The sequence below is a fragment of the Streptomyces sp. NPDC053427 genome, assembly GCF_044544985.1.
Taxonomy (GTDB): Bacteria; Actinomycetota; Actinomycetes; order Streptomycetales; family Streptomycetaceae; genus Streptomyces.
Genome location: NZ_JBITYA010000010.1, coordinates 1 through 16,114, shown reverse-complemented (window position 1 = coordinate 16,114; position 16,114 = coordinate 1). Strand labels below are relative to the sequence as shown.

Genomic DNA, 16,114 nt, shown 5'->3' with positions numbered 1-16,114 from the left:
ACACTCCTGTAGATTTTCCGCTGACCCCGGAACGCAGGCAACACCTGGAGGGAACCATGGGAGTCTCGCTGGCCAAGGGCGGCAACGTCTCTTTGTCCAAGGAAGCACCCGGATTGACCGCGGTCACGGTCGGCCTCGGCTGGGACGTACGGACGACGACGGGCGCCGACTACGACCTGGATGCCAGCGCCCTGCTGTGCACCGAGGCGGGCAAGGTCGCCTCCGACGCCCACTTCGTCTTCTACAACAACCTCACCAGCCCCGACGGTTCGGTGCAGCACACCGGCGACAACCTGACCGGTGAGGGCGAGGGCGACGACGAGTCCGTCAACGTCACGCTGTCCGGCGTGCCCGCCGAGATCGCCCGGATCGTCTTCCCCGTCTCCATCCACGACGCCGAGAGCCGCGGCCAGAGCTTCGGCCAGGTCCGCAACGCCTTCATCCGCGTCGTCAACCAGGCGGACGGGGTGGAGCTGGCCCGCTACGACCTGAGCGAGGACGCCTCGACCGAGACCGCGATGGTCTTCGGTGAGCTCTACCGCAACGGGGCGGAGTGGAAGTTCCGCGCCGTCGGCCAGGGATACGCCTCCGGCCTGGCGGGCATCGCGGCCGACTTCGGCGTGAACGTCTGACGTCGGCGTGAACGTCTGAGACCCGCGGCGGGGCGGGCGGGGCCGCTTCCCCTCCCGCCCCGCCTACCGGGCCGCGCTCACCGAGCGCTCAGAGAGCGAACTCCTCCGGAGCGATGTCCAGCGCGAAGCACGCCTCGCGCACCACGCCCTGCTCCGTCTTGTCGAAGTCGCCGTCCGCGCCGCCGATGACGATGCCGATCTGGAGGACGGCCCGCGCCTCGACCGGCTTCTTCTTCACCTTGCCGATCTCCTGCAGCACCGCGACCTTGCCGAAGTCGAAGTCGGCGGTGAGCTTGTCCAGGTAGCCGTCGAAGCGGCGCTGGAGATCGTCCGCGGGGAAGTTCTGCAGCACCTCGTTGGTGGCGATGAGCTGCGCCACCCGCCGGCGCTCCGCCGGGTCGATGGAGCCGTCCGCGGCCGCCACCAGGGCGCATATCGCCATGCTCGCGTCCCGGAAGGCGCCGCTCTTGAGGTCGTTCTTCTTGGCGACGAGCTGGGTCTGCATCGTCTGGGCGGAATCCTTGATCCGGTCCCACAGGGCCATGTCTGTCTCCTTCGGTCGTGCGGAGGCGGCAGCGCTGATGTCGCCGGGCCGTGCGGTCATGCGGAAGTAAAATCTACAACGCTGTAGAAGTTATGGTTCAGGCGGCCTCGCCACATCAGCCCTCAAACGCCCGCTATAGGAGCATTGAGGGGGGTTGTACGGGTACCGTGGAACCAGCGAGGGACGGGACGAGGTGAGCGCCGTGCAGATTCTGTTGACCGTCGTCGTACTGCTGGCACTGATCGCGCTCGGCGTGCTGTTCCTCGCCCGGCTCAACGGCCAACAGGCCGGACGGATGGCCACTCACCACCACGCCGACCTGCACCCGCCGTTCCTGCACCGGACGCCGAAGCGGCCGCAGGACGAAGCGGACTCCGAGCCACCGCAATCCCCGCCGCCCTCCCGCGGCGAACCCCCTTGGAGGGGCGACATCCGGTGACCTCCGCGACCCGACCCCCCACTCCCCCGCCGTCCGAGTACGACGGGACGTCGCCGTTCCCCACCGACGGCACCGAAGCCCCGCCCGGCAGCGGCCGCCGGATGTACGTCACGGTCACCGGCATCATCGTCGCCGCGCCCTTCGTCGGCCTGGGGCTCGCCGTCCCCCTTCTCTGGGGCAGCGTCGTCGGCCCCCTCGACCTCGTCCTCCTGGCCGTCTTCTACGTCATCAGCGGCCTGGGCGTCACCGTCGGCTTCCACCGCGGCCTCACCCACGGCAGCTACACCGCCACCCCCGCGCTGCGCGTCGCGCTCGCCCTCGCCGGATCGCTGAGCTTCCAGGGCGATGTCATCGACTGGGTCGCCACCCATCGCCGCCACCACGCCTTCACCGACCGTCCCGGCGATCCGCACTCCCCCTACTGCTACGGCACCAGCCTGCGCGGACAGCTGCGCGGCCTGGTCCACTCCCACATCGGCTGGCTGTTCGGCAACGACCCCACCTCGCACGAGCGCTACGCCCCCGACCTCCTTGCCGACCCCGGCATCCGCGCCGTCGACCGCGCCTTCCCCGCCCTCTGCCTGGCCACCCTCGGCCTCCCCTTCGCGCTGGGCTGGGCGATCGGCGGCTCCTGGGTCACCGGCCTCACGGCCCTCCTCTGGGCGGGCTTCATCCGCATCGCCCTCCTGCACCACGTCACCTGGAGCGTGAATTCCCTCTGCCATGTCATCGGCGCGCGGCCCTTCCGCACCCGCCGCCACGACCGGGCGACGAACCTGTGGCCGCTGGCCCTGCTCTCCTTCGGCGAGAGCTGGCACAACCTGCACCACGCCGACCCGACCTGCGCCCGGCACGGCGTCGACCGCGGCCAGATCGACGTATCCGCCGCCCTGATCCGGCTCTTCGAACGCGCCGGCTGGGTGTGGAACGTGCGCTGGCCGGATCCCGCCCGGGTCGCCGCCCGCCGCATCGAGGCGGGCTGAGACCGGGTACCACCAGGACCCCACCCCCTGTGCACCGCCAGGAGCACACCATGACCACCGCCCCCCTCGGGCCCATCCACGACCACCCGACATCACACCGTCCCCACGAACACCCGGCACCTACGCCCCATGAGCACCTGGAGCCACCCGCCGTCTCCCGGCTGACCATCGCCCCGCCCGGCCCCGTCCTGCGGCGGATCGACGGCACCTGGTGGCCCCACTCCACCGACCTGCTCACCGAACTTCCCGAACTGCTCAGGGCGTTGCCCTTCGACTGGCCCCGCATCACGCACGCCACGGTGAACGGCGCGATCTGGTCCGCGCTGCCCACCCGGATCCTGGTCGAGGGCCATGTCGTCCGCCTGCGCCGGATCAAGGTCCGGCAGGGCCCGGACGCGGACACCGTCTGCCTGGTGGCGGCCGGCCACGGCCGCTGGGACCTACGGATCATCCCGCCGGACACCCCGGAGGCGGAGGCCGTACAGATCATGGCCAGGGTGGCGGAGGAGGCGACGGAGCCGGAACCGGGCTGAACGCCCGGCAGGGCGGCCTCGGCGAGTGAGCGTCAGAGACGGGGGCCGATGCGTCCTGCGGGCAGCCTCACCCCGGCGTGCACGCGTACGGCTGCCTCGCTACAACTACCGGTACGCATACACCCCGAAACAGCCGGTCAGTATGGTGTCCGCATGATTCGCGCGGTGGTCTTCGACGTCGGTGAGTGCCTGGTCGATGAGACGCGGGAGTACGGCACGTGGGCTGACTGGCTCGGTGTGCCGCGGCACACCTTCGCAGCGATGTTCGGGGCGGTGATCGCGCAGGGGCGGGACTACCGCGACGTATTCCAGGAGTTCCGGCCCGGCTTCGACCTGTACGAGCAGCGTGAGGCGCGCGCGGCTGCCGGCCAACCGGAGCACTTCGAGGAATCGGACCTCTATCCGGATGTCCGCCCGGCGCTGGCACAGCTGCGTAGAGAGGGGCTGTGGCTCGGCATCGCCGGGAACCAGACCGTACGGGCGGGGCGCATCCTGCGGAGCCTCTTCGCGGACGACGTCGACCTCATCGGCACATCGGACGACTGGGCTGCCAGCAAGCCGGATCTCGAATTCTTCGCCCGCGTCGCCGCAGCGGTCCCCTTCCAGCCGGACGAGATCCTCTACGTCGGTGACCGTGTGGACAACGACCTGCGGCCCGGTGCGGCTGCCGGAATGCGCACCGCTCTCGTCCACCGCGGGCCCTGGGCCACCATCCAGTGGAATACCCCGGAGGCGCGCGAACTGCCGACATTCCGGATCGATTCGCTCTCGGAACTTCCGGAGGCGATTGCCGCATTCAACGCGACAGCGCGCTGACGGTCGTCGCCCAACCGTAGAGGCGCTCGTCGAGGTCCCGCACGCACTGATCGTGTTGGTGCGGGGCGAGTGCGCGGCGCACTTCCCGAATGCGCTCCATGCCTGTCGCGTACCAGGTGATCTCCAGCTGATCGAGCGCGAGGCAGGCGTACCGGCATGCTTCCTCCGGTTGCCCGGCGGCGGCCTCTACGGCTGCCAGGTCGCCGTAGATCACGGTCTGCTGTTTGCCATCCGAGGGTGGCATCTGGTCAAGGGCGCCCAGCAGTGTGGTGCGCGCCTGCGGCAGGTGCCCGGCCTGCAGCTGGGTGTTGCCCTTGAACGCCGCCAGACGTACGGGATTGAACCAGTCCATCCATTCCGGGTTGGAGTACTTGGAGCCTCGCGTCAGGGCTTCCTCTGCGTGTCCGATCAGGTGCAGCGCGGTGCGCGTATTCCCGCACCTGCTCTCGCATTCCGCCTCGACTGCGTCCAGCCACGACAGGAACTCCGCAGACGCAGGCCCGCGCCGGGCATACGCCCGGGCCGCCGCAATCCGCTCCCCGGCCTTCTCGCGATCACCCGTCCAACCGGGGACGAAGGCGCTGTGGGCGAGGATCGCGGCCCCCATAAGAGGATCGTCTGCCTCACCCGCGGCCTGAAGAGCGCGGAGCAAAGTGGGGCCGGCGTCGTCAGGCTCCCGGAGGTCGAAGAATTCGATGCGCCCCGCGAGCAGCCAGGTCTCGGCGAGGGCCGCCGCCACAGTGTGGCGGGTACGCCCAGCGGTCTCGGCGAGCAGAGCGCACCCCAGGTCAGCGTGAGCGCGGACGGATGGGTGGAGGGTGGCGGGGGCCACGGACCAATACAGGTGTCGATGGGAGCGGGTGATGCGCTCGTAGTCGGACGCAACCGATGCGGGCTGCACGGATGCACCGGACTGTGAAGGTACGGCGGGCAGGTGGACCGCTCCACCGCGCAGCGACACCGGGGCGCTTCGCCTCTCGGTTGGGCGGTCGCGTCCGGCGGGGATGACAAACCCCAGTGATTCCACGTTCTGGCCGGTGAGTTGCGTGAGGCGTTGCTGCATGTCTGGGTGCGGCCAGGGTGGCTTGTCGGACTCCCAGCGGCGAACCTGGCGTACATCGACGCCGAGTGCCTCAGCGAATGCCTGCTGGGTTGGGTAACCAGCCGCTACACGAGCCGACTTGAGTTGGCGGTTTCCTGCGGACCGCGCCACGTTGCACCTCCGTCGTGGGGTCTCCGGACAGTGTCCCTCCAAAGTCCTCACTGCGACTGCCAATCACTCGTATGGGCCTCAAGTGTCCTTATTGGCACGCCTAAAAGTCCTCTGGAAGTCCTCGTTATTGGCGAACGGCAGCGCAATTCTTGACGCACGCCCCCGGACTCGAACGCTCCGGTGCAGGGGCGTGGTTTTCCCTACACGACCGGCCACGTACAAGACCCCCGCGACGCTGAGGACGTCCGGGGGCGTGGCCCTCAATCCCTGGGAGGTTGACGACAGTGCTGCACACTATCGGAACGATCTTCGAATGGCTGCTGTGCCGGTTACTGCCCGCCCGGGGCTGCCATCGCGCGGCCGGCCCTCGCACCGCCACCCCGTGCGGGGCGGCCCCGACGCCCCGGCATCCCCAGTTGCCCGTCCGGCCGCCGGAGCTGCTACGCGGCGAGGACTCGTACCTGATCCGTCCGTACGTCCTCAGCACCGAGGAGCGGCGAGAACGCCGGGATCAGCGTGGTCGGCGGCGGGCGCTGTGGCTGGCCGTGCACGGGTACGACGCGGGGCCCCGCTGGATTCACGGGGTGGAGGTGATGGGCTGATGCCCCGCATCTGCCGCCCCGTTCACCTCATGGAACCGGCGGCGGAGCCCGTACCGGTTGTCGAGTGCGATGTGTGCGGGGCCCTGGTGAAGCAGCGCGCGGAAGCCTGCGCCGTGGGGGACATGTCGAAGGCGACGGACTGCAACGTCGAGATTCGCCGCCACCCCCACCCGGAACGGGAGGGCTGATGACGACCGAGGCGCGCACAGACAGCCAGGCGGCAGCGAGCGCCTACCTGAAGGCGGCGCAGGCGTGAGCGCGGGCGAGGAGGATCTCGCGGAGATGCTGCGCGGTCTCGGCGCGTGCATCGACGCGGTCCAGGCAGCGGGGAGCGACACCCCGGAACGCCCGGAGGGCACGGCATGAGGGCCCGGTATCGGTTCGCCCGGTGGACGCTGTCGGCCATGACGGACATGGCACTGCGCTACGTCGGCACCTGCCTGACGTGCGGCGGGCAATCGACGGACACGGCCGACGCCGACGAGGCGCAGGTCTGGTGTCTCCAGCACGCAGGCACCACGCACCACACGGGCTACGAACTGTCGGCGGTCCAGTACTTCGGCGCGACCTTGGCCGACCCCACGACGGGCGGTGCCGCAACCGCCACGTAGGCCGGTGCGGGGACAACCGCTGTGCAGGAGGGCCCGAAGTCTCCGCCCTCGGCCTCGAACGAGACGCCGTCGGCCACGGCCCGCGTAGGTCTTGCGCAGTCCATTGCCGAGCGCCGAGGATCCGCGCCCGGCGTCTCCCGCCGCATCGCCCGGCGCGCTCGGAACGGCATCAGCCGATCGGTTGACCGAGCCCTACGACCTGGTGGTTCGGGGGCGGTTACGCCATCCGGATGGTGTTCATCGGAAGAACGCCGCTTCGGGGGCGTCGGTCCTCGGATCCTCGCATTGCGTACTCATCATAAGAAAACGCAACAGATCTCCGGCGGATGTGCAACCCGTGTACCTCTCCCGCTGGGATCCCGATGAAAGTGAGGGGCCATGGCTGCGACCAAGGTCATGAAGTTCTGGGCGGTATGCCTTGCCGTGCTCGGCAAGCTGCTCGCATCCCTGGGCGTCTCCGCCCACGCCTCGGCCGCCCGCCGGGAGGCCACGCTGTACGGCCCCGCCCCGCGCCCCGCGGCGCCGACCATCGCCCGGCCGCGCACCGAGCCCTCGCTGCCACCCGTACCCACACCCTCGGTACCGCTCTACGGCCAACTCGGCCATGCGCAGCGCAGGTTCGTCAGCGCCCAGCTCCCGCCGACCATCAAGCAGCGGATCCGCGCCGAGGCCCACGGCGCCTCCCCCACCTCCCGCAGCCGCCTGACCACCAGCGCCGAACTCCGGCCCGCCGTTCCCGCGGCCATCCCGGCGGCCCGCCGCCGGGAGCACTCCGCCTGCTCGGTCTGACGCCGCCCCGACCCGGCAAGGCCGCCGCTGTGCGGCGGGACGGTGCGTGAGGACCCCGCGCCGGGGATGCCGGGCCCGAGAGGCAGCCGAAGGCCGTGATCGCAGGAATGCGATCGCAGGGAACGTGATGGCAGGACCGTGATCGCGGAGAGAAATGGTGAGCGCGGAGACGGTGAGCACAGAGATGCCGACCGTCGAGACATCGAGACCTCGAGGCGTCGATCGCCGAGACGTCGTTCGGTGAGACTTTGATCAATGCGCTGCGCGGAGACGGTGACGTGACTCCGGTGCGGCGCACAGGCGTTGACTTTTCCCCGATGTGGAGCCGTTGGCATTCGCGGGCCCCTCAGGCGTAGCCGTACGCCGGGTGCGGCCGACGCGATGGTTGCCCGGTTCCGTCGGCCGAAGCCGTCCAGCGATGGGCGGCTCTTTGTTGTGCGCCGGGCCGTGGAGAGCGGCCCGGCGATGTGCGGCTCCCACCGCCGCACACCGCCGGACCTTCGCGCGTGCCGGACCGTACCGGCTCGGAGGAGAGCCGGGTGGTGCGGTCGGGGCACGTCTTCTTCGTACGGAGAGGCGGCACGCCAGGGGGGCGTGCCGGGAATGGACCCCTCCGTACGGCAGGGAATCAGGCTCAGGGCAGGGCTCGGGGAATCAGGCCTTGTCGGGTATCGCCTCCGTCCCGGCGCGGCCGAGGCGCTCATCGAGCCACCTCCGCCAGTACGTGCGGCGGTCGCTGCTGGGGTGGGCGAGGACGATGTCGCCGAAGAGGGCGAAGCCGGTGACGCGGACGCGCGGGGTGACGGCGTCCGGTGTCGAGTGCGCGCGGGTCAGATCGCGGATGTCGCCGAAGACGTTGCCGCAGTCGACCTCGACCCGCACGCCTTCGGGGAGCAGCAGATGCACATCGCCCATGACCGCACGGGCCACGACGACCAGTTCGCCGCTCGACGGTGCCGGTGAGGCGCACAGATCGAGGGACACATCGCCGAGGACCGCGGTTGCCTCCAGGCGGCCCTCCAGGCCGGGGTGATGTCGGGTGACGTCACCCAACACGGCCCAGAAGGCGCGCTTCCCGGACGCCTCGCCGGATCCGGCGGCGACCGCCACGGTGGGCAGATCCTCCCCGACGGTCGCCAACTCCTCGCGAAAGCGGGCCAGATAGGCCGCCTCGCAGCGCTCGGTCAGCTCCTCCAGGGTCAGCCGGCCTTCCGCGGCGGCCTCCCTGAGCCGTTCGACCATGTCCTCGCGCTCGGCGTCCGAGGCGAGCACCGAGGCCGGGGAAGCAGGGGCCGGGGGTGGCGGCAACTCCTTGTTCAGGTCCGGGCGTGGGGACTGCGTCATGCGGGGGCCTCCGCTGGGTCCGCGGTAGTGGTGGGGGGAACGTCGGGGACGAGGGGCCTGCGCGACCGCTATTTGCCCGCCTTCTTGCCCAGCCCCACCAGCGCGAACAAGGCCTCCGCGGCGCCCACGACCGCCAGGATCAGCCCCGCCTTGTGCAGCGAGACGACCGGCGTTTCCACTTCCTTGGTGGTCAGCCAGAGGATCACGCCCACGATCGCCAGGAAAATGCCGATCGCCATACCCTTCATGAGATCCCTCGTCCCTTGTGTGGTGCCGGAGTTGGTGATACGGACCAGCGTCCCGCCCGGCCGGGCCGTTCGGATCATCCGCAGGTAGGCACTTACCGGCCGCCGCCTGCCACTTTCTATGTACGGCGGTCCGGCAGCCCCGTTCGCCGGGCCGGTCGCCCACGGCCTCGCCGACGTACCCGCGGGGCCCCGGGACGCCGCCCGCGCCCCGTACCTGCCTGCCGTCGCCCCGCTGACACACTCGCCCCATGGCGCTCTTGAACGGACACCCCGCGGACCCCGACGCCCTGCGCACCCTCGCGCTCACCAATTACGGCCACTTCACCACCATGCGGGTGGCGGACCGGCGGGTGCGGGGGCTGTCCCGGCACCTGGCGCGGCTGGTGCGCGACTGCCGGACGGTCTTCGGCGCGGAGCTCGATCCGGGGAGGGTGCGCGGGTACGTCGCCGAGGCCGTGGGCGACCGGGCCGGGGCGTGCGTCGTACGGGTCACCGTCCTCGATCCCGGGCTGGACATCGGCCGCCCGGCCGCCGCGGACGATCCCCATGTGCTGGTCAGCGTCCGGCCGGCGGGCCCGCTGCCGCTGCCGCCGGTGCGGGTGCGGACCGTGCGCCATCAGCGGGAGGTGGCGCGGGTGAAGCACACCGGGCTGTTCGGATCCCTGTACCAGCGGCGGGCGGCGCAACGGGCCGGGTTCGACGACGCGCTGTTCGTGGGGCCGGACGGGCTGGTCTCCGAGGGGCCCACCTGGAACGTGGGGTTCGTGGCGGCGGACGGCGAGGTGGTGTGGCCCCGGGCCGACGTCCTGCCGGGAGTCACCATGGGCCTGCTCCAGGAGGCGCACGGTCACGTCGTCTCGCCCCTGGCCGTCGGCGCGCTCCGCTCCGTGCGGGCCGCGTTCGCGACCAACACCGCCATCGGCGTACGGGCGATCGGCGCCGTCGACGACATCCGGCTGGACGCGGCGCACCCCGTACTCGCCGCGCTGCGGGAGCGCTACGACGCGCTGCCCGGGGAGCCGCTGTAGGGCCCAAGCAAGGGCCGGGCGCGCACCGGCCCGGCGCGGATCGGGCGCGCCGCCGCGCGGATCGGGCGCGCCGCCGCGAGGAGCGGCCCCGCCCCGTCCGGCGCCGCCGGCTCAGATCACCAGCCGCTCCGGCATCGGCTGTTCCACCCCGTCCAGCTCCAGCGTGCACCGGGGCGTGGTCGGCACCAGGTGCGGCTCCCGCACCAGGACCCGGAACGGGTGCGCGGGCTCCCCGGGCAGCTCCCCGCTCAGCACGTTCATTCCTCGCCCGTGCACCTTGCGGTACGCGACCACCTTGCCGTTGACCAGCAGCTCTATCTCGCCTTCCCGGCTGGGCCCGACGTTCACGGTGATCGAGTTGCCTTCCTGATCCACATGGAAGTGGTGGCTCCGGCTCATGGTGTACCTCCGACGTCGCCGCACGTACCCCCCAGGGTAAATCCGACATCCGAAACAAAAAGGTCACCTCCGGTCTCGGTGCACCCCTTACCCGTCGGGCGGCCCGAGAGCGACAATTGTGGTGCACGGGGTGTGCTGGGAGACGGCGATGAACGGTTCGATCCGGCTCGGACGGGTGGTCGGGGTACCGCTGCGGATGCACTGGAGCGTGCCGCTGCTGGTGATCCTGTTCGCCTACGGACTCGCCCGCCAGACCCTCCCCGTATGGATCCCGGGACGCCCGCCCCTCGTCTACGCCGTGGCCGGCGTCGTGGGCGCCGCGCTGCTCATGGGCAGCCTGGTCCTGCACGAGACGGCCCACGCCGCCACGGCCCGGCGGAAGGAGATCTCCGTCCAGGACGTGACGCTGTGGGCGCTGGGCGGTATGACGCGGATGGGGCGCCCCAAGACCGCCGCGGCGGCCTTTCTGGTCGCGGTCAGCGGCCCGCTCACCAGCCTGGTCGTCGGCGGCGCGGCGCTCGGCGCGGGCATCGGGCTGCACGCGCTGTCGGGCTGGGCCGCCGTTCCCGCCGTCGTCCTGTTCTGGCTCGGCTGGGCCAACCTCTTCCTCGGCGTCTTCAATCTGCTGCCGGCCGTGCCGCTCGACGGCGGCCGGGTGGTGCAGGCGCTGCTGTGGTGGCGCACGGGGGACCGGGAACGCGCCGACCTGGCCGCGTCCCGGGGCGGCCAGGTGACCGGAGTGCTGATGGCCGGCGCCGGCTGGGTCGTCCTGCTGCGCGGGGCGCCGATCGGCCTCTGGCTCGTCTTCATCGGCCTCTTCGTCATGGTCGTGGCCGGGGCGGAACGGCGGCATGCCGCCCTCCACACCGCGCTGCGCGGCCTCCGCGTCTCCGAGGCCATGACCGCCCCCGTGGCCACCGGCGCCGACTGGCTCACCGCGCAGAACTTCATCGACGAGGTCGCCGTGCACGCGCGCCACTCCGTGGTGCCGCTGCTCGACTTCGAGGGGCGCCCCAGCGGAGTCGTGCAGATCCGCAGGCTGGCGGCGGTCCCGGCGGCCAGCCGCGCGTCGCTGCGGGTGCGGGAGCTGGCCATCCCCCTCTCCCAGTGCGCGGTCGCCGCCCCGGACGATCTGCTGACCGAGGCCCTCGACCGGATCAGCCTGCGCACCGGGATGCGCCTCCTCGTCGTCGACGCGGGGCATCTGGTGGGCATCGTCACCGGCAAGGACGTCGCCCGGCTGATGCAACGGCACACGCTCGGCGACGGGACGCGAGGGTGATGCGGCGATGCGGTACGTGACGGTCACCGCCCTCAGCCACACCGGGCTGGTCCGCGACCACAACGAGGACAGCCTGGTGGCCGGCCCCTGGACGCTGTGCGGCACGGTCACCGAGAACCCCCAGACCCTGGTCTTCCCGCTCGGCCATCCCCTCGTCGTCGCGGTCGCCGACGGTATCGGCGGGCAGCCCGGTGGCGAGGTGGCCAGCGAGCTGACCGTCCGCCAACTGGCCACCGTCGGCGCGGCCCTGGACTCCGAGGAAGCGCTGCGCGACGCCCTGAACGTCTGCAACCACGCGGTCTACGCCGCCGCCGGCCGCGACCCGGCCCTCGCCACCATGGGCACCACCGTCGCCGGCGTCGTCGTCCTCCCCGATTCGCTCCTCGTCTTCAACGTCGGCGACAGCAAGGTCCTCGCCGCCACCCCGGACGGCCTCCGCCAGCTGAGCACCGACGACAGCCCGCCGCCCTCCCCCGGCCGCCGCACCACCTCCCTCATCACCCAGTCCCTGGGCGGCGGCCTGCGCTTCACCCCCGTCGTCCCGCACCTCGCCGTCACCCCCCTCTCCCTCTCCGACCGCTACCTGGCCTGCACCGACGGCCTGACCGACCCGGTACCGGAGGACGCACTCGACGCTCTGCTGCGGACCCACGGCAACGACAACGGCAAGGCCGCGTTCGAGCTGTGGAAGGCCGCGATCGAAGCGGGCGGCCCGGACAACATCACGCTGGCGCTGATCGCCGTCGGCGAGTGACCGCCCCGCGGCGCCGGCCCTCCCCGACACACGGCAAAGGGGCCCACCCGCGGCCACCGGCCGCGCGCAGGCCCCTCGCCTGTATCCGTTCCGGGTTACTTCTTGAACCCGTAGTCCATCAGCTTCTTCGCCGACGTCGTACGGGCGGCCACCGACGAATCGGCGAGGACCGTGCCGATGACGGTCTTGCCGTTGCGGGTGGCGGCGAAGACCAGGCAGTACTTGGCCTCGGGGCCGGAGCCGGTCTTGACGCCGATGGTGCCGGAGTAGCTGTCGAGCAGGGTGTTGGTGTTGGTCCACTCCATGTAGCGGTAGCCACCGCTCTTGGTCGTGACCTTCTGCTTCGTCGACTTCGTCTTCACGACCGAACGGAACGTGGAGTACTTCATCGCGTTGCTGGCGAGCTTGGTCAGGTCGCGCGGCGTCGAGTAGTTCGAGCCCTTACCGATGCCGTCGAACGAGTCGAAGTGCGTGTTCGTCAGGCCGAGGCTCTTGGCGGTGGAGTTCATCTTGCCGATGAACGACTTCACCCGCGCGTCCCGGGTGGAGCCGCTGCCGAACTTGTCGGCCAGCGCGTACGCCGCATCGCAGCCGGACGGGAGCATCAGCCCGTACAGCAGCTGACGGACGGTGACCTTGTCGCCGACGATCAGACGCGCCGACGAGGCCCAGTCGTTGTCGACGATGTAGTCGCTGTAGGCCTTCTGGACCGTGACCTTGGAGTCCAGGTTGAGGTTCGACTGCCCGAGAACCACCCGAGCCGTCATGATCTTGGTCGTGGATCCGGTGGAACGGCGGGTGTCCGCGGCCTTGGTGAACAGGCTCTTGCCGGTGCCGTTGTTCATCACGAAACCGCCCTTGGCGGTGATCGTGGGAGCCACCGGCGCGGCGGCCTGCGCCGGAGCGGCGAACGCCCCGGCCGAGAGAACGGCGCCTGCGGTGACGGCTACCGCGGATGCGCGACGAATGCCCTTAATGCGGATTTTCAATCGAATACTCCAAATACCCACGCAGTGCGGTCACATGAGAATGCCGCTTGCTCTTGAGACGACTGAGACGGGTCCATGGATGCGCGAATGACGGAATTTTTTGGTCCGCGTGCCGGACCGGTGGCCCGACGGCGGCGCCCGGGGCCCGCCCGGATCCGTCTTCCGTCACACCCGTTGGGGGGAACCCCACCCTCTTCCTGCACGTCTTCCGTCCTGTTGGCGCTGACGGCCGTGGAGGAATCCGGTGGAGCACAGAATGTTGGGGGAGCGCTACGAGCTGGTGGAACAGCTCGGGCACGGCGGGATGGGCACGGTGTACCGGGCCATCGACCACCGGCTGCGCCGGACCGTCGCCGTGAAGACCCTCTCCGCCGAGCTGGCGCTGCAGCCGGAGTTCCTCACGCGGTTCCAGCGCGAGGCGCACGCCGCCGCCGCGCTCAACCACCCCGGTGTGGCCACCGTTCACGACGTGGGGGAGGACGACGGTGGCGGCGGCACCGAGCCGTATCTGGTGATGGAGTACGTGGCGGGCAGGACCCTCAGCCGCGTCCTGGGCGACGGCGCGCTGCCGGTGGCGCAGGCGGCCGACATCGCGGGCCAGGTGCTGGAGGCCCTGGAGCACAGCCACCGGCACGCCATCGTGCACCGGGACATCAAGCCCGCGAATGTCATGCTCACCGCCACGGGCAGGGTCAAGGTCGTCGACTTCGGCATCGCCAAGGCGCTCAGCGAGGTCGCCACCCGGCTGACCGGCACGGGCGTGGCGGTCGGCACGCCCGCCTATCTGGCCCCGGAGCAGATCAACGGCCACGAGACCGACCACCGCACCGACCTGTACGCCGTGGGCTGTCTCCTCTACGAGCTGCTGACGGGTCGTCCCCCGTACACCGGGGACTCACCGTTCTCCGTCATGCACCAGCACCTGGCCGCCGAACCGGTGCCGCCCTCGCAGCTCCGCCCGGAGCTGCCGCCCGCCCTCGACGCGGTCGTCGTCACCGCGCTGCGCAAGGACCGGACGGACCGCTTCGCGGACGCCTCCGCCATGAGGGCAGCACTCGGCGAGGCCTCCCGCGGCGGGCCGGCGCCGGCGACCCCGGTGCGGACGCCCACCACGGTGGACCCGGCGCCGGGCGCCCGTGCGGCCGCCGCACCCGCCACGAAAGCCCCCGCCCCGGCCCCGGCGGCCCCCGCCCCGCGGTCCGCCCGCCGGAGAAGACCGCTGCGCGTGGTGTTCCACCCCACCGCCGAGGGCGCGGTCGCGCTGCTCGGCTGCGTCCTGTCGGTCGCGATATCCCGCACGGACATGATCGAGATCGGCCAGTTCAACCGCGTCGCCCTGCTCGCCGCCGTGGCCGGGGCGGTGTTCCTGCTGTGGTCCGCGCGGCTCGCCTGCGCGGTGGCCTGGGGCCCGGTGGCCGAGGCCGTGGCGGCCTGGTCCGAACTCGCCCGCGGCAACGTCGGCTGGGACACCCATTTCGTCATCATCGCCCTGGTCCTGGCCATCGTCGCCGGGCTCTGCCTGGCCGCCGGCTACCGGGACGAGCGCGCGGGCGGATTCGCGCTGGTGGCGTTCTGGTTCACCGCCCTGACGGCCGTCTGGTTCTTCCTCGACGACCTGCGCAAGATCGGGGTGTTCTATGTGCTGTTGCTGGGGGTGACGCTGGCCATCGGCGCGCAGGTGCTGAAGGCCCGCACCCGGACGGCCGACCACCGCGCCCCGTAGGCCCGCGGGCGCGGCCCCGACCGGACAGGACCTAGCCTGGAGAAATGGACGGCGGCTTGATCACGTTGTCCCTCTGCGGCGATGTGATGCTCGGCCGCGGCGTCGACCAGATCCTTCCGTATCCCGGGGACCCGGCGCTGCGGGAGGGGTACGTCCGCGACGCGCGCACCTATGTCGCGCTGGCGGAGGAGGCGAACGGCCGCATTCCCCGTCCGGTCGGGTTCTCCTGGCCCTGGGGGGACGCGCTGGCGGTGCTCGACGAGGCCGCGCCCGCCGCCCGGCTGATCAATCTGGAAACCAGCGTCACGCGGCACGACACCTACGCGCCCGGCCAGGGCATCCACTACCGGATGAACCCCGCGAACCTGCCCTGCCTGGCCGCCGGCCGCCCCGATGTCTGCGTACTGGCCAACAACCACGTCCTGGACTTCGGCCCCCTCGGCCTGACCGAGACGCTCGGGACCTTGGCGGACGCGGGCCTGCGGACGGCGGGGGCGGGCGCGGACGCCGCCGCGGCCCGGCGGCCGGCGGTCGTCCCCGGCGCCGCCGGCCGCCGGGTGCTGGTCCTCTCCTTCGGGATGCCGTCCAGCGGGATCCCGCGCACCTGGGCCGCCACCGGTCGGCGCGGCGGCGTCGCGTTCGTGGCCGGGCCGTCGGAGGCTGCCGCGGCCGAGGTGACCGGGCGGGTACGGCAGACGAAGCGGCCGGGCGATGTGGCGGTGGCCTCGGTCCACTGGGGCTCCAACTGGGGCTACCGGGTCTGCCGTGAGCAGATCGCCTTCGCCCATGCGCTCGTCGACGGCGGCGTGGACATCGTCCACGGGCACTCCTCGCACCACCCCCGCCCCCTGGAGGTCTACCGGGGAAAGCTCATCCTCCACGGCTGCGGCGACTTCATCGACGACTACGAGGGCATCACCGGCTACGAGCGCTACCGCGACGACCTGCGCCCGCTGTACCTGGCCGCGCTGGAGGCGGACACCGGCCGGCTCCACGACCTGCGCATCGCCCCGCTCCAGGCCCGGCGGATGACCCTGCGGCACGCCTCGTCCGCGGACACGAACTGGCTGCGGGCGCTCCTCGACCGGATGAGCAGCGGCTTCCGCCCGTGCACCGGCTCCGGCGCCTCGGGAGCGGAGGGCATGCTCACCCTCCACCCCCTGCCGGGTGCCGGTCGGGGCCCGT

Annotated in this window: 20 protein-coding genes; 14 read left to right on the top strand and 6 right to left on the bottom strand. The window is 71.3% G+C overall.

Features of this window, described 5'->3' with window-relative positions:
* Nucleotides 1-56: 56 nt before the first annotated feature.
* Nucleotides 57-632, top strand: coding sequence for a TerD family protein (locus ACIGWZ_RS26525; RefSeq protein WP_400068812.1), 576 nt, complete (start codon nt 57-59; stop codon nt 630-632).
* Nucleotides 633-720: 88 nt separating this feature from the next.
* Here ACIGWZ_RS26525 and ACIGWZ_RS26520 read toward each other — a convergent pair whose 3' ends face one another.
* Nucleotides 721-1,176 (bottom strand): tellurite resistance TerB family protein, encoded by a 456-nt coding sequence (locus ACIGWZ_RS26520; protein WP_400069437.1) that lies wholly within the window; start codon nt 1,174-1,176, stop codon nt 721-723.
* Nucleotides 1,177-1,378: 202 nt separating this feature from the next.
* On the opposite strand from ACIGWZ_RS26520, the gene ACIGWZ_RS26515 reads away from it, so the two are divergent.
* The 4 genes from ACIGWZ_RS26515 to ACIGWZ_RS26500 all read left to right on the top strand — a co-directional run bounded on the left by ACIGWZ_RS26515 (nt 1,379) and on the right by ACIGWZ_RS26500 (nt 3,947).
* Nucleotides 1,379-1,615 carry a hypothetical protein gene (locus ACIGWZ_RS26515; protein WP_400068810.1) on the top strand — a complete coding sequence of 79 codons (237 nt, stop codon included), beginning with the start codon at nt 1,379-1,381 and terminating at the stop codon, nt 1,613-1,615.
* On the top strand, nt 1,612-2,598 hold the full coding sequence (locus ACIGWZ_RS26510) for an acyl-CoA desaturase (RefSeq protein ID WP_400068808.1): 987 nt from the start codon (nt 1,612-1,614) through the stop codon (nt 2,596-2,598). Before ACIGWZ_RS26515 ends, ACIGWZ_RS26510 begins: the two co-directional genes overlap by 4 nt.
* 50 nt (nt 2,599-2,648) lie before the next feature.
* On the top strand, nt 2,649-3,131 hold the full coding sequence (locus ACIGWZ_RS26505; RefSeq protein WP_400068806.1) for a DUF5994 family protein: 483 nt from the start codon (nt 2,649-2,651) through the stop codon (nt 3,129-3,131).
* Nucleotides 3,132-3,284: 153 nt separating this feature from the next.
* Nucleotides 3,285-3,947, top strand: coding sequence for an HAD family hydrolase (locus ACIGWZ_RS26500; protein WP_400068804.1), 663 nt, complete (start codon nt 3,285-3,287; stop codon nt 3,945-3,947).
* On the opposite strand, the gene ACIGWZ_RS26495 is transcribed toward ACIGWZ_RS26500, so the two are convergent.
* On the bottom strand, nt 3,928-5,160 hold the full coding sequence (locus tag ACIGWZ_RS26495; protein WP_400068802.1) for a helix-turn-helix transcriptional regulator: 1,233 nt from the start codon (nt 5,158-5,160) through the stop codon (nt 3,928-3,930). The two genes, ACIGWZ_RS26500 and ACIGWZ_RS26495, sit on opposite strands and share 20 nt — an antisense overlap.
* Nucleotides 5,161-5,444: 284 nt before the next feature.
* Between ACIGWZ_RS26495 and ACIGWZ_RS26490 the strand changes: the two genes are divergently transcribed.
* The 4 genes from ACIGWZ_RS26490 to ACIGWZ_RS26475 all read left to right on the top strand — a co-directional run bounded on the left by ACIGWZ_RS26490 (nt 5,445) and on the right by ACIGWZ_RS26475 (nt 7,162).
* Nucleotides 5,445-5,762, top strand: coding sequence for a hypothetical protein (locus ACIGWZ_RS26490; RefSeq protein ID WP_400068800.1), 318 nt, complete (start codon nt 5,445-5,447; stop codon nt 5,760-5,762).
* Entirely contained in the window at nt 5,762-5,950 is a 189-nt protein-coding gene (locus ACIGWZ_RS26485; protein WP_400068798.1) for a hypothetical protein, read from the top strand. Before ACIGWZ_RS26490 ends, ACIGWZ_RS26485 begins: the two co-directional genes overlap by 1 nt.
* A gap of 216 nt (nt 5,951-6,166) precedes the next feature.
* Nucleotides 6,167-6,373 carry a hypothetical protein gene (locus ACIGWZ_RS26480; RefSeq protein ID WP_400068796.1) on the top strand — a complete coding sequence of 69 codons (207 nt, stop codon included), beginning with the start codon at nt 6,167-6,169 and terminating at the stop codon, nt 6,371-6,373.
* A 378-nt stretch (nt 6,374-6,751) separates the two neighbouring features.
* Nucleotides 6,752-7,162 carry a DUF6344 domain-containing protein gene (locus ACIGWZ_RS26475; RefSeq protein WP_400068795.1) on the top strand — a complete coding sequence of 137 codons (411 nt, stop codon included), beginning with the start codon at nt 6,752-6,754 and terminating at the stop codon, nt 7,160-7,162.
* A gap of 654 nt (nt 7,163-7,816) precedes the next feature.
* Here ACIGWZ_RS26475 and ACIGWZ_RS26470 read toward each other — a convergent pair.
* Both ACIGWZ_RS26470 and ACIGWZ_RS26465 read right to left on the bottom strand, forming a co-directional pair.
* Entirely contained in the window at nt 7,817-8,506 is a 690-nt protein-coding gene (locus ACIGWZ_RS26470) for a DUF1707 domain-containing protein (RefSeq protein ID WP_400068793.1), read from the bottom strand.
* A gap of 68 nt (nt 8,507-8,574) precedes the next feature.
* Nucleotides 8,575-8,745: a DUF5708 family protein gene (locus tag ACIGWZ_RS26465; protein ID WP_400068791.1), complete on the bottom strand. Its 171-nt coding sequence runs from the start codon at nt 8,743-8,745 to the stop codon at nt 8,575-8,577.
* 257 nt (nt 8,746-9,002) lie between these two features.
* Here ACIGWZ_RS26465 and ACIGWZ_RS26460 point away from each other — a divergent pair, with 257 nt between their 5' ends.
* Nucleotides 9,003-9,782, top strand: a complete 780-nt coding sequence (locus tag ACIGWZ_RS26460) for an aminotransferase class IV (RefSeq protein WP_400068789.1) — start codon at nt 9,003-9,005, stop codon at nt 9,780-9,782.
* A 111-nt stretch (nt 9,783-9,893) separates the two neighbouring features.
* On the opposite strand, the gene ACIGWZ_RS26455 is transcribed toward ACIGWZ_RS26460, so the two are convergent.
* Nucleotides 9,894-10,181: a hypothetical protein gene (locus ACIGWZ_RS26455; RefSeq protein ID WP_400068787.1), complete on the bottom strand. Its 288-nt coding sequence runs from the start codon at nt 10,179-10,181 to the stop codon at nt 9,894-9,896.
* A gap of 148 nt (nt 10,182-10,329) precedes the next feature.
* On the opposite strand from ACIGWZ_RS26455, the gene ACIGWZ_RS26450 reads away from it, so the two are divergent.
* The gene (locus tag ACIGWZ_RS26450) at nt 10,330-11,463 is read left to right on the top strand and encodes a site-2 protease family protein (RefSeq protein WP_400068785.1); all 1,134 of its coding nucleotides are present in this window, start codon (nt 10,330-10,332) and stop codon (nt 11,461-11,463) included.
* Between the two features lie 7 nt (nt 11,464-11,470).
* Nucleotides 11,471-12,217, top strand: a complete 747-nt coding sequence (locus ACIGWZ_RS26445) for a PP2C family protein-serine/threonine phosphatase (protein ID WP_400068783.1) — start codon at nt 11,471-11,473, stop codon at nt 12,215-12,217.
* A 95-nt stretch (nt 12,218-12,312) separates the two neighbouring features.
* On the opposite strand, the gene ACIGWZ_RS26440 is transcribed toward ACIGWZ_RS26445, so the two are convergent.
* On the bottom strand, nt 12,313-13,206 hold the full coding sequence (locus ACIGWZ_RS26440) for a D-alanyl-D-alanine carboxypeptidase family protein (RefSeq protein WP_400068781.1): 894 nt from the start codon (nt 13,204-13,206) through the stop codon (nt 12,313-12,315).
* Nucleotides 13,207-13,450: 244 nt separating this feature from the next.
* On the opposite strand from ACIGWZ_RS26440, the gene ACIGWZ_RS26435 reads away from it, so the two are divergent.
* Both ACIGWZ_RS26435 and ACIGWZ_RS26430 read left to right on the top strand, forming a co-directional pair.
* Nucleotides 13,451-14,929: a protein kinase gene (locus ACIGWZ_RS26435; RefSeq protein WP_400068779.1), complete on the top strand. Its 1,479-nt coding sequence runs from the start codon at nt 13,451-13,453 to the stop codon at nt 14,927-14,929.
* A 44-nt stretch (nt 14,930-14,973) separates the two neighbouring features.
* The coding region (locus tag ACIGWZ_RS26430; RefSeq protein ID WP_400068777.1) for a CapA family protein at nt 14,974-16,114 on the top strand (1,141 nt) is incomplete at its 3' end.

Bases quoted from the DNA above. Each gene is read 5' to 3' on its own strand.
- ACIGWZ_RS26460 (WP_400068789.1), top strand. From the start codon at position 9,003: ATGGCGCTCTTGAACGGACACCCCGCGGACCCCGACGCCCTGCGCACC.
- ACIGWZ_RS26475 (WP_400068795.1), top strand. From the start codon at position 6,752: ATGGCTGCGACCAAGGTCATGAAGTTCTGGGCGGTATGCCTTGCCGTG.
- ACIGWZ_RS26450 (WP_400068785.1), top strand. From the start codon at position 10,330: ATGAACGGTTCGATCCGGCTCGGACGGGTGGTCGGGGTACCGCTGCGG.
- ACIGWZ_RS26520 (WP_400069437.1), bottom strand. From the start codon at position 1,176: ATGGCCCTGTGGGACCGGATCAAGGATTCCGCCCAGACGATGCAGACC.
- ACIGWZ_RS26485 (WP_400068798.1), top strand. From the start codon at position 5,762: ATGCCCCGCATCTGCCGCCCCGTTCACCTCATGGAACCGGCGGCGGAG.
- ACIGWZ_RS26480 (WP_400068796.1), top strand. From the start codon at position 6,167: ATGACGGACATGGCACTGCGCTACGTCGGCACCTGCCTGACGTGCGGC.
- ACIGWZ_RS26470 (WP_400068793.1), bottom strand. From the start codon at position 8,506: ATGACGCAGTCCCCACGCCCGGACCTGAACAAGGAGTTGCCGCCACCC.
- ACIGWZ_RS26525 (WP_400068812.1), top strand. From the start codon at position 57: ATGGGAGTCTCGCTGGCCAAGGGCGGCAACGTCTCTTTGTCCAAGGAA.
- ACIGWZ_RS26465 (WP_400068791.1), bottom strand. From the start codon at position 8,745: ATGGCGATCGGCATTTTCCTGGCGATCGTGGGCGTGATCCTCTGGCTG.
- ACIGWZ_RS26445 (WP_400068783.1), top strand. From the start codon at position 11,471: ATGCGGTACGTGACGGTCACCGCCCTCAGCCACACCGGGCTGGTCCGC.
- ACIGWZ_RS26500 (WP_400068804.1), top strand. From the start codon at position 3,285: ATGATTCGCGCGGTGGTCTTCGACGTCGGTGAGTGCCTGGTCGATGAG.
- ACIGWZ_RS26505 (WP_400068806.1), top strand. From the start codon at position 2,649: ATGACCACCGCCCCCCTCGGGCCCATCCACGACCACCCGACATCACAC.
- ACIGWZ_RS26455 (WP_400068787.1), bottom strand. From the start codon at position 10,181: ATGAGCCGGAGCCACCACTTCCATGTGGATCAGGAAGGCAACTCGATC.